Genomic DNA, 14,871 nt, shown 5'->3' with positions numbered 1-14,871 from the left:
TTTGAATAAAAATATTTTGAAACTCCGATACTTTAATTAAAAAGATCGGAGGAAAGATTATGAAATATATTGCTGCACTTACCATTTTACTTGGAAGTTTTTTCTGTTTTCATACATTCACATACGCCGATACCCCTATCCAAGTGGTGCAAAAAGAAGTGAAGTATATTGAAAACGATAATACGGTCTTATATTCGAAATTATGGGTTCGTTCTATGCAAAATGCAGTATTATTTCATCATAGCGATAATATTCGTAATCAGGACACATTGCGTAATGTAACAAATTCAGCGCTCGTTAAAGCGAAGCAATTGCCGTTTAAGAAAGCATCTATGTACATTCCGAGATTATCGCAATACGTATCAAAAGCAGGGAAAGAAAATATTCAAGTGTACTACATTGCGGTGCACTATAACGTGAAAAAAGAAAATGCATATCAATTAAATGGCATGAACTATTTTCTACAAGTGTTTCTGAAAGAGCGCGGGGAATGGAAAATTGCTGAAAGTGTAGTCGCACCGACAGAGCAAATTGTACAAAATGGTGATGGATTTGGGATGAAAGAAGAGATGGTGTATGGGGATAGGAGAGAGAATGTGAAATAACCTCCTTTTGGGAGGAGGTTATTTTACATTCCAAGAAAATTTAAGTTTTAATAAGCGAGATAAGAGTAGATAGACTACCGTACTAGTTCCTATGAAACCAATATAATAGTTCAAAATAGAATTGCTTCCTGCTGCTAGCATTCCCCCAACTGTTTTTCCTACTACTAGCAATCCTCCAAACATTCCAATAAAGATTATACAACATAGCATACATATTTTATTGAATTGCGGATATAATAGAAAGTTTCCGTTTTGTTCATTAGGAGATCTTGTATATAAGTACATCCCTAAAGGTAATAACATGATTATGTTAGCGATCGGGCCAATAAGTTTCTTTGCTGAAGGAATGCGGGTGAAATTTGGCTCGTTATGACGTACGCCATGATCATCAGTATAAGCTTGCTGAGGATTATAATTAAAATTAATATTGAATCCGCGAGCGGGTGCTAAAATACTCGCTTTTTCTACTATGCCTGTATACAAATCACTTACGTTCTTCATTGTATAAGGGGTCATATTTGTATGGACGGAAATAAATCCAACAATTAGAGTAGGCAAAATAAAAGGGAGTCCAAGTATAGCGGCAGTAAAGAATCCTTGTGAGACCATATTACCAGCAATTGTGCCTATGCATAATGCAAGTGTATAGATGGCAATTAAGACAATAACCATGTATAAGAAATAAGTGTGAAATGGTGAAAATACTTGATACTTATTATGAAAGGTTGTCTTTTTCATAATAGCAAAAAGTCCCCAATTCAATATAACGATAGCTACAATATTACACACACCAAAAAGCCATTTCGTTATAAAGAGATCTTTCCGTTTAAATGGCATGGACCATAGAAAGTCGCTTGATTGATTTTGACGTTCCCATCCAATAAGAGCGCAGGCTAATACAATAAGGATAGCTCCTTGAATCATGATAGCATCAGTAAGTGAAAGGTTATAAGTGTACCGGAATATATACTTCCATTTGGTATTTTCATGGAAATATATTAGTTGCTCTGCAGCTGCTAAATAATAATTATATGATAGTACATAGAAACTTACTAACCATAATAGCCAAACCATATATTTACTTTGCTTGTATGTGTGCATCCATAATGCTTTTTGAAACATAGGATCTCTCCTTTAAAAAACTTTATAGTTTGTAAGACGTGATAAAACAAAATAGGTGATGATTCCAACTAAAAAGAATCCAACATGGTAACTAAATAATAAATCAAAACGGTTTAACATTCGGCCACCTATTAATGCGAAATATAAGATAGCACTCCATATCCAAAGTGAGCGGTGTTTTTGAAAAATAAAGATTTTCTTATTATTTTCATTCGGTGACCTCGTGTAAAGAAATGTGCCAAGAAGTAAGCCGAAAATTGTATAGAAGATAGGAACAAGTATTGCTTTGGCAGAGTAGTAACTATGATAAGTAGGACCTCTCTGTATCACTTTGCCATGCTCCTCATACGATTGGGCACTAGGATGATAATTATAAATAATTGAAAATTTTAATATAGGACCTGAAATGTCGGTTTTTTTATTGAGTTCATAAATTTTTTCAGAACTTGCATAACTTTTATTCCCTTGTATTGCATCAGCGTGAATCGTAAAGAAAAAGAGTAAGAGTGAAAAGATTCCCATTCCCATTACGCAAAAAGTAATGCTAAAGATGCTTTGTGAAATAATACTGCCAGTAAATGTGCCAATACATAAAGAGATAGTATAGATAGCAATATATGAAAAAATTGCATAAAGAAAATATCGATGAAACGGTTCGAACGATTGATATTCAAAGTGGATTGTAGATTTATAAATAAAATACATAAGAACCCAATTGATAAGAAGTGATATTACAATGAAAAATGTACCGAAAATCCACTTTGATAAGAACATATCACGCCTTTTAAATGGCAATGCCATAAATAAATTCCCATTTTGATTACTTCGCTCCCAGCCAATTAATATACAAGCTAGGGCAATTGCAATAATACCTAACCAAAAGCTATCAGAAGAATAAAAAGAATAATGATAGTAAAACTTTTTTTCACCCATGCTTTCTGGATGGAGAAAGAGAGACTGTTGCTCCTCTGCAGCTTGATAGTATTCATAAGATAAAAAATAAAGTGAACTAAAGAAGAATAGCAATCCAGCATATTTCCCGCGTTTCCAATTCCACATCCATAACGCCTTATGAAACATACCCATCCTCCTCAAGCGTCGTAACGAAGACATCTTCAAGTGACATTGTTAATTCTTCAATGAGTATTGGTTGCTCTTTATAAAACTTCTCAAGTGTTGCAGCCACATTTCCCTCAATTAAGATTGTATATACTTTTCCTGTTTGGTTTAATATTTTAATATTGCTTAAGTTTTCTAGTTTTTGAGGTAGTGATCGTTCGTAAGCAACCTGTATTTTAGCAAATCGTGATTTTGCATCGTCTAGTGACGTAATAGAATCTACTGTATGCCCTTTTAAAATAATGATTGTATCTGCGATTTTTTCAACTTCATCTAAATGATGAGTAGAGATGAAAATCGTAATTTCTTTCTCTGCTACTTCTTCAACGAGAAATTGTAGGATTTGTCTTTTAACGATAGGATCAAGCCCGTTTGTCGGTTCATCTAAAATAATATATTCTACTTTTGCAGCGAAAGCTAAAATGATGGCAAGTAGTGCTTTCATTCCTTTTGAATAGCTACGGATTCGTTTGTCCGGCAAGTTAAAACGTTCTAATATTTCATAAAAATATTGTTTATCGAATGCTGTATAAACGGCTTTATAAAATTTCACGATTTCCTTTACTGTATATCCGTTCAGTATGTTAGTAGAATCCGGAACATATACAACTTTTTGTTTAATTTCCGGCTGCTTATGAACATCTGTATCCTCATATGTAACAGTGCCTTCATCGGGGTCTAAAATGCCGACCATCGTTCGTAATAAAGTTGTTTTCCCTGCACCGTTTCTACCGAGCAATCCGACGATACTACCTTTTTGTAATGTGAAAGAAACATCGTCTAAAATTGTTTGATTATCAATTGTTTTCTTCAAGTTTGTCACTTTCAGCATCTGTACTTCCTCCAATCTCTTTGTAGTATGAATCTATCCAATCGTGAATTTTATCTTTCGTAATCCCAAGATAAGAGGCTTCTAGTAGTAATTGATGAAATTGCTTTTCAACCATAGCGATTTTCCTTTCGTCTAATGTTGGGGTAATCGATTGGGATACAAATGTTCCTTTCCCTCGTAATGTTTCAATAATCCCTTGTCGCTCTAATTCTTGATAAGCTTTGCTTACTGTATTTGGATTTATAACGAGCAAAGATGCGAGCTCGCGTACAGAAGGAAGCTTATCACTTGGAGCTAACATGTTTTTCAATACGAGTTCTTTTACATTTTGGACAATTTGTTCCCATATCGGAGTGTTGCTTCTTGGATCAACTTGAATATGCAAGAGCAATGTCTCCTTCCTGATGAGTATTAAGTGTACTACTGTGTGTAATACACTTAATACAATATAGGCAATGAATTTATTTGTCAACAGAAAATGATAGAAAAATATGGTATTAAAAATGTATAAATTGGAAAAAATAGGTTTGATATAGAATGGAGGGTTAGTCATGAAGCGAGTTTTTGGAATACTTGTTTGTTTCATGTTATTGCTTTCTGGTACTTCAGTTAGTTTCGCACAATCTGAGAAAACGAAGCAGGAGAAAACAGAAGAAACAGCACCGAAGTTAGCCGAACAAGCGTCGTCAGCAATCGTAATTGAGCAAGATACAGGTAAAGTTTTGTTTGATAAAAATCCGAATGAAAAGTTACCACCTGCTAGTATGACGAAGATTATGACAATGCTATTAATTATGGAACAAGTTGAAAAAGGAAAACTAAAACTAAACGATAAAGTTAGAGCGAGTGAACACGCAGCTTCAATGGGTGGATCACAAATTTTTCTAGAACCTGGGGAAGAGATGACTGTAAATGAAATGCTAAAGGGCATTGCGATTGCATCTGGAAATGATGCATCTGTTGCAGTAGCTGAGCATATCGCTGGTTCAGAAGAAGGATTCGTAAATATGATGAACAAAAAAGCGAAAGATTTAGGACTGAAAAATACACATTTTCAAAATCCGACAGGTCTTCCAGCGAAAAATCATTATTCCACAGCGAATGATATGGCTATTATGGCGAAAGAGTTGATGAAGTATCCACTTATTCGAAAATATACAGGTAAGTATGAAGACTATTTACGTGAAAATACGGATAAGAAATTTTGGCTCGTTAATACGAATAAGTTAGTTCGTTTTTATCCTGGAGTAGATGGAGTGAAGACGGGTTTTACGACAGAAGCGAAATATTGTTTAACAGCATCAGCTGAAAAAAATGGAATGCGTGTTATTTCAGTTGTCATGGGAGCACCTACGTCAAAAGAGCGGAACAACCAAGTAACAAAGCTTCTTGACTATGCATTTGGACAATATATGACAAAGAAATTGTATACACGTGGCGAGAAAATTAAGACTGTACAAGTAGGAAAAGGTAAAAAAGAAAAAGTAGATTTAGTTGCGTCAGACAATGTGTCTCTTCTTATGAAGAAGGGCGAAAATATGGACAAGGTAAAACAAGAAGTGATTGCTGAAAAGAAAGTAAAGGCACCGATTAAAAAAGGTGATGCACTTGGTACACTCGTTATTAAAAAAGATAAAGATGTTTTATTAAAACAAACAATTGTAGCAAAAGAAGATGTTGCTGCAGCAAGCTGGTGGGAACTATTTAAAAGAAGTTTTGGGATGTTTTCAACATCAAAATAGCGGCGGGAATTTTGCCGCTTTTCTACTCGTATATACGGGGATAATTGCTGAAAGGTTTCACTTTATGACGAAATAGTTCTTCTTTTGTCAGTAGGAAGGATTCTTATTTTATATCACGAAAATCTTATGTTAATGAGTAAAGTTTGAGCATAAGGAGGAAATCGTGTGAGTCTTTCCATGCACTTAGAAGTAAAACGTGACGTCTTATGTGTGAGACTAGAGGGTGAATTAGATCATCATACTGCTGAAGAGTTGCGAACGAAAGTAACAGATATGATTGAGACACGTGGTGTTCATCATATTGTTTTAAGCCTAGAGAACTTAACATTTATGGATAGTTCTGGTCTAGGTGTTATATTAGGCCGATATAAACATGTAAAGGGATTAGGTGGAGAAATGGTTGTCTGTGCAATTTCACCGCCTGTTAAACGTTTATTTGAAATGTCAGGTCTATTCAAAATTGTTCGTTTAGAAGAAAGTGAAGCGCATGCGCTCGCGACGTTGGGGGTGGCATAAATGAGAAATGAAATGAACCTTCAATTTTCAGCGTTAAGTCAGAATGAATCATTCGCTCGCGTTACAGTAGCTGCTTTTATTGCACAACTAGACCCGACGATGGAAGAACTAACAGAGATTAAAACAGTTGTGTCAGAAGCAGTTACAAATGCAATTATTCATGGATATGAAGGAAATGCAGAAGGTGTTGTTTATATTTCAGTGATTTTGGAAGAAGCAATGGTGAAACTCACGATTCGAGATGAAGGGATTGGTATCTTTAACTTAGATGAGGCAAGACAACCCCTTTTTACAACTAAACCTGAATTAGAGCGTTCCGGAATGGGATTTACTATCATGGAAAATTTTATGGATGAAGTAGAAGTTATTTCAAACGAATCTTTCGGGACAACAATCCATTTGACAAAATACTTATCAAATAGTAACGCTCTATGCAATTAAGGAGAATAGCCTATGGACATAGAGGTCAGAAATGAGAAGAAGAAACCTCAGTTAAAGGACCACGAGCTAAAAGCGTTAATTCAAAAAAGTCAAGATGGAGATCAACAAGCGAGAGATACAATCGTTCAAAGTAATATGCGTCTCGTATGGTCGGTTGTACAGCGATTTCTTAATCGAGGGTACGAACCAGACGATTTATTTCAAATTGGATGTATTGGGCTCTTAAAATCGGTAGATAAATTTGATTTATCTTTCGACGTGAAATTTTCAACATATGCAGTTCCAATGATTATTGGTGAAATACAACGGTTTTTACGTGACGATGGATCTGTGAAAGTAAGTAGATCTTTAAAAGAAACAGGAAACAAAATTCGAAAGATGAGAGACGAGCTTTCGAAAGAATTTGGAAGAGCCCCAACGATTAATGAAGTAGCGGAGGCTCTTGAACTAACGCCAGAAGAAGTCGTTTTGGCACAAGAAGCGAGTCGTGCTCCTTCATCAATACATGAAACTGTGTATGAAAACGATGGAGATCCAATTACTATTTTAGATCAAATTGCAGATCAATCTGAAACGAAATGGTTTGATAAAATTGCTTTAAAAGAAGCAATTAGAGAATTGGATGAACGAGAACGTCTAATTGTGTATTTGCGTTATTATAAAGACCAAACCCAATCAGAAGTAGCGGAGCGCATAGGCATTTCGCAAGTACAAGTTTCAAGACTTGAAAAGAAAATATTGAAACAGATGAAAGATCGAATAGATGAGTAGCTATCTATTCGATCTTTTTTTATTGTCATGAAAAGGAGGAGGATCCAATTATTTCTAAAAATTAACAGAATATATTGATAATTTAGTTAATTTAAAATATAATCCAAGTATGAACTTGTCACAAAGGGGGAAGGAAACATGGAAACGAGGCAACAATGGGGAACGAGGGCTGGATTTATTTTTGCAGCAATCGGTTCAGCTGTTGGACTAGGGAATATATGGCGTTTTCCTTATACCGCGTATGAAAACGGGGGAGGCGCATTCTTTTTACCGTACTTATTTGCATTATTAACTACTGGTATTTCATTGTTAGCGTTCGAGTTTGCTCTTGGACATCGTCATCGTGGCTCGGCGCCACTTACATTCTTCCGTATTAATCCACGTGCTGAATTTATTGGATGGTGGCAAATGTGTGTGACATTTATTGTTTCAACATATTATGCTGTAATCATTGCTTGGTCTATTTCGTATACATACTTTTCAATTACTGGAGCATGGGGGAAAGACACGCAATCATTTTTATTTAAAGAGTATTTACATGTTGCAGATAAGCCAGGACAATTCGGGGGACTCGTACCAGAAGTATTAATTCCATTGGCTCTCGTTTGGATTATCGTGCTTGGTGTTGCATTTAAAGGAGTTAAAAAAGGAATCGAAGTTGTTAACCGCATTTTTATTCCTTTACTAGTTGTTATGTTCCTTATTATCGTTGTTCGTGCAGTGACGATGGAAGGCGCGATGCAAGGGCTAGATGCATTCTTTAAACCAGATTGGAGTCGTATTTTTGATGGGAAAGTATGGCTTGCTGCTTACGGTCAAATTTTCTTTAGTCTATCATTAGCATTCGGAATTATGATTACGTATTCTAGTTATTTACCGAAAAACTCAGATACAACAAATAATGCTTTTATTACAGGGTTTGCAAATTCAGGATTTGAGTTATTGGCAGGTATCGGTGTTTTTGCAGCTCTTGGATTTATGGCAAATAACATGGGGGTACCGGTTGATAAAGTAGCTAGTGCTGGCGTAGGGCTTGCGTTCGTAGTATTCCCGCAAATTATTAATGAGTTACCGATGTCACCGTTATTTGGCGTATTATTTTTCTTATCTTTAACGGTTGCTGGAATTACATCACTTATTTCACTTGCGGAAGTATGCTTTGCCGCTGTATCTGAAAAATTCAGCTTGAGTCGTCAAAAGACGATTGGAATTATGGGAACGCTTTTAGTATTAGTTTCTCTTGTTTTTGCAACGCGCGGTGGACTTATGTTCCTCGATGTTGTTGATTATTTCGCTAACAATTTTGGATTGATTACAATTGCACTAGCTGAAGTAGTTACAATAGGACTTATTCTACGCCGTTTACCAGTTTATCAAAATCATGCAAACTTTGTATCTGATATAAAGTTAGGGACGTTTTGGAGAGTGAGTTTACTCGTTATTACTCCACTTATGTTAGGGTATATGTTAATTGATGGTACAATCCAAAACATTAAAAAGAACTACGGAGATTATCCGACAGAGTTTGTTGTAACATATGGTTGGTCGATAGCTGCAGCATTTCTTGTTGTTGCGATAGTAATTAGCTTAAAAAAATGGAATGCACAAATACATTCAGATTCTGCACAGCTTGAAAAAGAATGGAAGGACCGAGGTGTTTCATGATGAGTGGATCAGCGATTATGATGATGGTTATTGGTATGGTAGTTATTTGGGGAGGACTCGCATTAAGTATTGCAAATTTATTTAAGAAAAAGGCGTAGGTTAAAACATCTGTACCGAAACGGTACAGATGTTTTTTTATGAAAAAATTGTATTAGAAAAAATTCCAATAACCATACTACAACTACGAGGAAGAGTGAAGGGGTGATTGGAAGTTGGAACAAACGCTTTATATTAAAATGCGAAATCGCTTAAAAGTTTCTCCTACTTATGAAGTAAAGCTGGGCGATGTTGCTCAACTTGCCGGAGATTCTTTGATAGTTGAGTCGTTACAGAATGAGATAGTTTACAAAATAACAGCGCATGATAAAACGCACGTTGTAATTGATGTTATGAAAGTGATTGAGATTATTCAACAAAAAGCGTCCCATATACAAATTAATTTACTTGGTTCTGGACAAACTCTTGTTGAAATTATATACGAAAAAAAGAAAGTGCACCCGGTTTTCTTCGGACTTGTATGGTTGTTGCTTTTCATTGGCGCGGCTCTTGCGATAATTTATTTCCATGAAGATGTTAGTATGCAACAAGTACATCAACGGTTATATTACATGATTACTGGAGAATTTAAGGCACAACCGCTATTATTTCAAATTCCATATTCACTAGGTCTTGGATTAGGTATGGTTTTATTTTTTAATCATGTATTTCAAAAGAGAATCAATGAAGAACCAAGTCCGTTAGAAGTTGAGATGTTTCAATATCAGCAATCGCTAGATCAATACGTTATCGTTCATGAAAATAAGGATAATACGAAACAGATAGCTGATGATTGAACATGGATTCGTTATTTTAATTGGTCTCGCTGGAGGAATTGCTGTAGGGAGCGGATATGTTGCGTTTTTAGCTGTGCTAGGCATTATCCCACGTTTAGCTCAATTAACGAGAAGTGGAAAACACATTCAATATTTTGAGTGGGCGGTCATTGCAGGCACTTTAACAGGAGCTTGGTGTAGTTTGAGAAATATTACATTTCAAACATCACAATATTGGCTTGTTATATTAGGGATATTTTGTGGCACATTCATTGGAATGCTTGCTGCGGCATTAACAGAAGTGTTAAATGTTTTACCTATTTTAGCGAAACGAGTAGGGGTAGAGGGGAAAATTGTTGTTTTACTCGTTGCTCTTGTACTTGGAAAAGTAATAGGCTCATTGTTTCACTGGATTTATTTCGTAAAGTAGGAGGCAATATATATATGACACAAAAAAAACTAAAGGATGACTACATAAATAAAGTGAAGGAGTACCATCCAAAACCAAACTATTTCATAAATTGTGTCAAGGCATTTCTTGTAGGTGGACTCATTTGTACAGTTGGAGAAGTATTGATGAAATTTTATATACATTATTTTCATTTTAGTGAACAAGAGGCAGGGAATCCTACAGTTGCCACTCTTGTCTTATTATCGGCGATTTTAACAGGATGTGGTGTATATGATAAGATCGGGCAGTTTTCTGGAGCCGGATCAGCAGTACCAGTTACTGGATTTGCGAACTCTATGGCGAGTGCTGCACTAGAACATAGGAGTGAAGGGATTGTTCTTGGGATTGCTACTAATATGTTTAAGATTGCAGGCAGCGTCATTGTGTTTGGAGTCGTCGGTGCATACATTATCGGGTTAATAAGATATACATTTAAAATTTTAATGTCTTAAAGGAGGGATAGGTATGAGGTTGACAGGAAAACAAACGTGGGTATTTCAAAATGATATCTTCGTGAATGCAACTGGTACTGCCGTCGGTCCGAAAGAAGCTGAAGGCCCTCTTGGAAAGGATTTTGATATTTCATATGCTGACTTACATTGTGGAGAGGAAAATTGGGAACTTGCTGAGCGAAGGTTAATGTCAGACTCGATTCAACAAGCGATGCAAAAAGGAAATATCAAAAAATCGCAAATTGATTTCTTTTTAGCGGGTGATTTATTAAATCAAACAGTGACCGCAAATTATGTTGCTCGTGAGTGTGGTATTCCTTTTTTAGGAATGTTTAGCGCTTGTGCGACGTCAATGGAAACTTTAGCGGTTGGGGCAGCCTTTATAGACGGTGGATTTGCGAATCGCATCTTAGCTACAGTAAGTAGTCATAATGCGACGGCTGAAAGACAATTTCGTTATCCAACAGAGTATGGAGGACAAAAGCCAGGAACAGCAAATTCAACGGTTACTGGAGCAGGATCCATATTAATTAGCAATGAAGAGAGTGCAATTAAAATAACGGCAGCTACGATTGGGAAAGTACAGGACTTAGGAATTGCGAATCCTTTAGATATGGGATCGGCAATGGCACCAGCTGCTGCTCATACAATTCAACAGCATTTTGAAGATTTAAGAAGAAGTGCCGCTGATTATGATTTGATTGTTACGGGTGATTTATCAGCTGTTGGGACACCAATTGCGAAACAACTTTTACTTGAGGAAGGATATAATCTCGGGAATATATACAATGATTGCGGATTAATGATTTACGATTCGAGTCAGGAAGAAGTGTTTGCAGGTGGTAGTGGCTGTGCTTGTTCAGCGGTTGTAACGTACGGGCATTTATTACGTGAGATGCAAAAGGGGAATTTACAACGAATTCTTGTTGTTGCTACTGGAGCATTATTAAGCCCGCTGATGATGCAACAGAAGGAAACGATTCCGACAATCGCGCACGGTGTTGTATTTGAAAGAGTGAAAGGAGAGTGAATTGTGGATTTTATATATGCATTTCTTGTAGGCGGAGCTATTTGTGTAATTGGACAAGTGTTGCTAGACTTCGCCAAGTTAACACCAGCTCATTTAATGGCAACATTTGTAGTCGTTGGGGCTATATTAGATGGATTCGGATTGTATGATAAGCTTATAAAATTTGCGGGTGCTGGGGCAACGGTCCCTATTACAAGCTTTGGGCATTCGCTACTGCACGGAGCAATGCATGCGGCAGAAAAACATGGATATTTAGGAATTGGAATCGGTATGTTTAGCTTAACGTCAGCGGGTATTTCAGCAGCAATATTATTTTCATTTTTTGTAGCACTTATATGTAAACCGAAAGGATAAATCAAATGAGACGAAGGGTTGTTTTGGTCACAGATGGAGATGAATATGCAAAGCGGACAATTGAGCTGTTAACAAAGGAATTTGGGGGAAGGTGTATTTCAGCATCGCAAAGTAATCCAACCAAATTGACAGGGAAGAAAGTTGTTGAGCTTATTATGCAAACACCATATGACCCTGTATTTGTCATGTTTGATGACAGCGGATTTATAGGAGAAGGATCTGGTGAAAAGGCGTTAAAATATGTCGCAACACATAAACAAGTTGATGTACTTGGTATTTTAGCAGTAGCGTCTAATACACATCATTGGGAATGGGCACGTGTAGATGTAAGTGTAGATCGGAATGGGAATTTGACAGAATACGGTGTGGATAAATTTGGACTTCCAGATAGTGAAATTGGCAGGATTAGTGGGGATACGATTTATTGTTTAGATGATTTGAATGTTCCTGTCATTGTGGGGGTCGGTGATATTGGTAAGATGTGTGGAAATGATGAATGGGAGAGAGGATCACCTATTACTAGAAAAGCGATTCAATTAATTTTGGAAAGGAGTGGGTTTTATGACGAAGCCTAAAAAAGTGAATATCCCTATTTCATCTTTTTTAAGTGATAATGAAAATTATTTAAAACAAACGGTTGGACTAGGTGTTACATACGATGTGGGTATTCGTAAATTTCAAATTTTAAATAAAGAAATTGGTGTGTTTTTTGTAAATGGACTTTGTGATACAAATTATATTATCCCTATTTTAGAAGAAGCGGTGGATACAAATGAAATAAGGGATGTCGAAGAAGATACAGTGAAGCTTTTAGAGAATCGTTTAATTCATCAACAAGTAAGTAAAGTGAAAACGATGGATGAGGTAATGCTCCAAGTATTGTCTGGACTCATTATTATATTTGTGGAAGGTGAAACGGAAGCGTTCGCAATAGATGTTCGTAGTTATCCAGGGCGGACACCGACAGAACCAGATACAGAAAAGGTAGTACGTGGTGCAAGGGATGGCTTTGTTGAAAATATCGTTGTAAATACAGCTTTAATTCGTAGAAGAATACGCGACCCACGTCTTCGAAATGAAATGATTCGAGTAGGGGATAGGTCGCAAACGGATATTTGTATTACATATGTACAAGATGTTGCAAATCCGGATTTAGTGAAGATTATAAAACAAGAATTAAATAACATTGATGTAGACGGGATTACGATGGCGGATAAAACGGTAGAAGAATTTGTTGTCAAACAAAGTTATAATCCATTCCCGCTTATTCGATATACAGAAAGGCCCGATGTAGCAGCAAATCATCTATTAGAAGGACATGTGCTAGTGCTCGTTGATACGTCACCAAGTGTTATGATTACGCCAACGACATATTTCCATCATTTACAGCATGCAGAAGAGTTTAGGCAAAATCCAGCTGTAGGTACATTTTTACGTTGGATACGTTTTTTAGGCGTTATATTTTCGCTGTTCTTACTGCCATTTTGGTTAGTTTTTGTATTTGATCCAACTCTCTTACCGGAAAATCTTGCTTTCATTGGACCAAATAAGATGACGCATTTACCGATTTTATTACAAGTTTTGATGGCAGAAATTGGACTTGAATTTTTAAGGATGGCAGCTATTCATACACCGACACCGTTGTCGTCTGCAGCAGGATTAATTTCTGCCATATTAATTGGTCAGATTGCAATTGATGTAGGTTTGTTTGTACCAGAAGTTATTTTATATGTAGCGGTTTCTATGATTGGATCATTTGCAACGCCGAGTTATGAACTTGGACTTGGAAATAAGGTCGGAAAATTGTTTGTCATTATTTTGACAGGTGCCTTTCATGAGATGGGATTTGTAATCGGAATGACTATATTGATTTTATTTTTAGCGTCTATAAAAAGTTTACAAACACCGTATTTATGGCCGTTTTTACCGTTTGATTGGGGTGCATTAACAAAAGTTTTACTCCGTCCAACTATGTCTAGTTTAAAGGTTCGTCCAAGTATTGTAAGACCTCAAAATGTGCGAAGACAAAAATAAGCGGGATTATGCTCCCGCTTATTTTTTATTGAAAAATTATTGCTTTTTTAACAAAAACCAAACATTTTTTTTGTACAATTAGAGTAGATATTGTGTATGAAAGGGGAAGAGGACATGATTAAATTATTTGTAAGTGATTTAGATGATACGCTCGTTTACAATGTGAATCATATGCAAAAAGAAGATGAACGAGCGCTTTGTTGGCTAGCTGAAAAAGGGACAAATATTTGTTTTGCCTCTGGCCGTTTTACTCACCGAATTAATGAGGCGGTAGAAAGGTTTTCGTTCCCGTATTACACAACCAGTTTAAATGGAGCGACAATGTTACTACCGGATGGAAAAGTATTTCATGAATCGAGTTTTGAAGATGGGGTTGCCCAGGAAATATATCGATATATACATAAAAAGGGACTAGCAGATATTGTATGTGCAAATGAGCAGCGATATACAAAAAGGAAGAATGAACATCATCATACTTTTGAAGAGTATATGGGAGTGCATATCGCTGAAATAGAAGCATTAGAAGAGGAATTTGGGAGGACTGTACATCCTGCGAAGTTGTTTGTTTTTGGGGGTGAAGAGAAAATTGTAGCATTAGATCAAGAATTGCGAGATACATTTCATAGCGAAGCGGAAGTTTTTATATCGGGTAAGCGCTACGTTGACATTATGCCAAAGGGAGTAAGTAAGGGGAGCGCTCTGAAGCGATTAATGGAATATTTAAAAGTTGAGGCAAAGGAAGTCGCGTGCATTGGTGATTCTTTTAATGATATTTCTATGTTTGAAGTAACTCCGCACTCGTTTACTCTTCATCATGCTCATCCGTATGTGAAAGAGAAGGCAAATCATGTTGTTCGTTCGGTTGAAGAGGCTATTATGAAATTACCTTTGCTCGTATAAAGTGAAACCTTAAATCCTGCTAATT

At 36.4% G+C, this 14,871-nt stretch carries 19 protein-coding genes; 15 read left to right on the top strand and 4 right to left on the bottom strand.

Annotated elements, in window-relative coordinates; translation table 11 throughout:
• Positions 1-59 precede the first annotated feature (59 nt).
• On the top strand, positions 60-605 hold the full coding sequence (locus MR109_RS03050; RefSeq protein WP_098473343.1) for a hypothetical protein: 546 nt from the start codon (positions 60-62) through the stop codon (positions 603-605).
• 18 nt (positions 606-623) lie between these two features.
• On the opposite strand, the gene MR109_RS03045 is transcribed toward MR109_RS03050, so the two are convergent.
• From MR109_RS03045 to MR109_RS03030, 4 genes are read right to left on the bottom strand one after another with little or no spacing between them, the layout of a single operon-like run.
• Positions 624-1,727, bottom strand: a complete 1,104-nt coding sequence (locus MR109_RS03045; protein WP_242270949.1) for an ABC-2 transporter permease — start codon at positions 1,725-1,727, stop codon at positions 624-626.
• Positions 1,728-1,739: 12 nt separating this feature from the next.
• Positions 1,740-2,807: an ABC transporter permease subunit gene (locus MR109_RS03040; RefSeq protein ID WP_242270947.1), complete on the bottom strand. Its 1,068-nt coding sequence runs from the start codon at positions 2,805-2,807 to the stop codon at positions 1,740-1,742.
• Positions 2,797-3,678, bottom strand: coding sequence for an ABC transporter ATP-binding protein (locus MR109_RS03035; protein ID WP_242270940.1), 882 nt, complete (start codon positions 3,676-3,678; stop codon positions 2,797-2,799). Before MR109_RS03035 ends, MR109_RS03040 begins: the two co-directional genes overlap by 11 nt.
• Complete coding sequence (locus MR109_RS03030; protein WP_242270937.1) at positions 3,644-4,063, bottom strand: GntR family transcriptional regulator; 420 nt, start codon at positions 4,061-4,063, stop codon at positions 3,644-3,646. The genes MR109_RS03035 and MR109_RS03030 overlap by 35 nt, the downstream gene beginning before the upstream one ends.
• Before the next feature lie 166 nt (positions 4,064-4,229).
• On the opposite strand from MR109_RS03030, the gene dacF reads away from it, so the two are divergent.
• The 14 genes from dacF to MR109_RS02960 all read left to right on the top strand — a co-directional run bounded on the left by dacF (position 4,230) and on the right by MR109_RS02960 (position 14,846).
• A complete protein-coding gene (gene dacF, locus MR109_RS03025) occupies positions 4,230-5,420 on the top strand; it encodes a serine-type D-Ala-D-Ala carboxypeptidase DacF (protein ID WP_002173304.1) in 1,191 nt (396 codons plus the stop codon).
• Between the two features lie 165 nt (positions 5,421-5,585).
• The gene (gene spoIIAA / locus MR109_RS03020) at positions 5,586-5,936 is read left to right on the top strand and encodes an anti-sigma F factor antagonist (RefSeq protein WP_242270935.1); all 351 of its coding nucleotides are present in this window, start codon (positions 5,586-5,588) and stop codon (positions 5,934-5,936) included.
• A complete protein-coding gene (spoIIAB, locus tag MR109_RS03015; protein ID WP_001243400.1) occupies positions 5,937-6,377 on the top strand; it encodes an anti-sigma F factor in 441 nt (146 codons plus the stop codon).
• 12 nt (positions 6,378-6,389) lie between these two features.
• Positions 6,390-7,148 (top strand): RNA polymerase sporulation sigma factor SigF, encoded by a 759-nt coding sequence (sigF, locus tag MR109_RS03010; protein WP_025150147.1) that lies wholly within the window; start codon positions 6,390-6,392, stop codon positions 7,146-7,148.
• Between the two features lie 138 nt (positions 7,149-7,286).
• Positions 7,287-8,813, top strand: coding sequence for a sodium-dependent transporter (locus tag MR109_RS03005; protein WP_002173303.1), 1,527 nt, complete (start codon positions 7,287-7,289; stop codon positions 8,811-8,813).
• The gene (locus MR109_RS03000; RefSeq protein ID WP_002094424.1) at positions 8,810-8,911 is read left to right on the top strand and encodes a methionine/alanine import family NSS transporter small subunit; all 102 of its coding nucleotides are present in this window, start codon (positions 8,810-8,812) and stop codon (positions 8,909-8,911) included. The genes MR109_RS03005 and MR109_RS03000 overlap by 4 nt, the downstream gene beginning before the upstream one ends.
• Positions 8,912-9,025: 114 nt before the next feature.
• On the top strand, positions 9,026-9,646 hold the full coding sequence (locus MR109_RS02995) for a stage V sporulation protein AA (protein ID WP_002173302.1): 621 nt from the start codon (positions 9,026-9,028) through the stop codon (positions 9,644-9,646).
• A complete protein-coding gene (gene spoVAB / locus MR109_RS02990) occupies positions 9,639-10,055 on the top strand; it encodes a stage V sporulation protein SpoVAB (RefSeq protein WP_048374094.1) in 417 nt (138 codons plus the stop codon). The genes MR109_RS02995 and spoVAB overlap by 8 nt, the downstream gene beginning before the upstream one ends.
• A 14-nt stretch (positions 10,056-10,069) precedes the next feature.
• Positions 10,070-10,528, top strand: coding sequence for a stage V sporulation protein AC (gene spoVAC / locus MR109_RS02985; RefSeq protein ID WP_048374093.1), 459 nt, complete (start codon positions 10,070-10,072; stop codon positions 10,526-10,528).
• A gap of 13 nt (positions 10,529-10,541) precedes the next feature.
• Positions 10,542-11,558, top strand: coding sequence for a stage V sporulation protein AD (spoVAD, locus tag MR109_RS02980; protein WP_242270933.1), 1,017 nt, complete (start codon positions 10,542-10,544; stop codon positions 11,556-11,558).
• Between the two features lie 3 nt (positions 11,559-11,561).
• Entirely contained in the window at positions 11,562-11,912 is a 351-nt protein-coding gene (gene spoVAE, locus MR109_RS02975; RefSeq protein WP_000345912.1) for a stage V sporulation protein AE, read from the top strand.
• Between the two features lie 5 nt (positions 11,913-11,917).
• Positions 11,918-12,487, top strand: a complete 570-nt coding sequence (gene spoVAEA, locus MR109_RS02970) for a stage V sporulation protein SpoVABEA (protein WP_242270931.1) — start codon at positions 11,918-11,920, stop codon at positions 12,485-12,487.
• Complete coding sequence (gene spoVAF, locus MR109_RS02965) at positions 12,474-13,946, top strand: spore germination protein SpoVAF (protein WP_242270929.1); 1,473 nt, start codon at positions 12,474-12,476, stop codon at positions 13,944-13,946. Before spoVAEA ends, spoVAF begins: the two co-directional genes overlap by 14 nt.
• A gap of 96 nt (positions 13,947-14,042) precedes the next feature.
• Positions 14,043-14,846, top strand: coding sequence for a Cof-type HAD-IIB family hydrolase (locus tag MR109_RS02960; protein ID WP_242270928.1), 804 nt, complete (start codon positions 14,043-14,045; stop codon positions 14,844-14,846).
• Positions 14,847-14,871 lie beyond the last annotated feature (25 nt).

It is taken from the genome of Bacillus cereus group sp. BfR-BA-01310 (genome assembly GCF_022664325.1).
Taxonomy (GTDB): Bacteria; Bacillota; Bacilli; order Bacillales; family Bacillaceae_G; genus Bacillus_A; species Bacillus_A paramycoides.
Note: the sequence above shows the minus strand (reverse complement) of the source record. Positions and strands in the feature narration are given on the sequence as shown.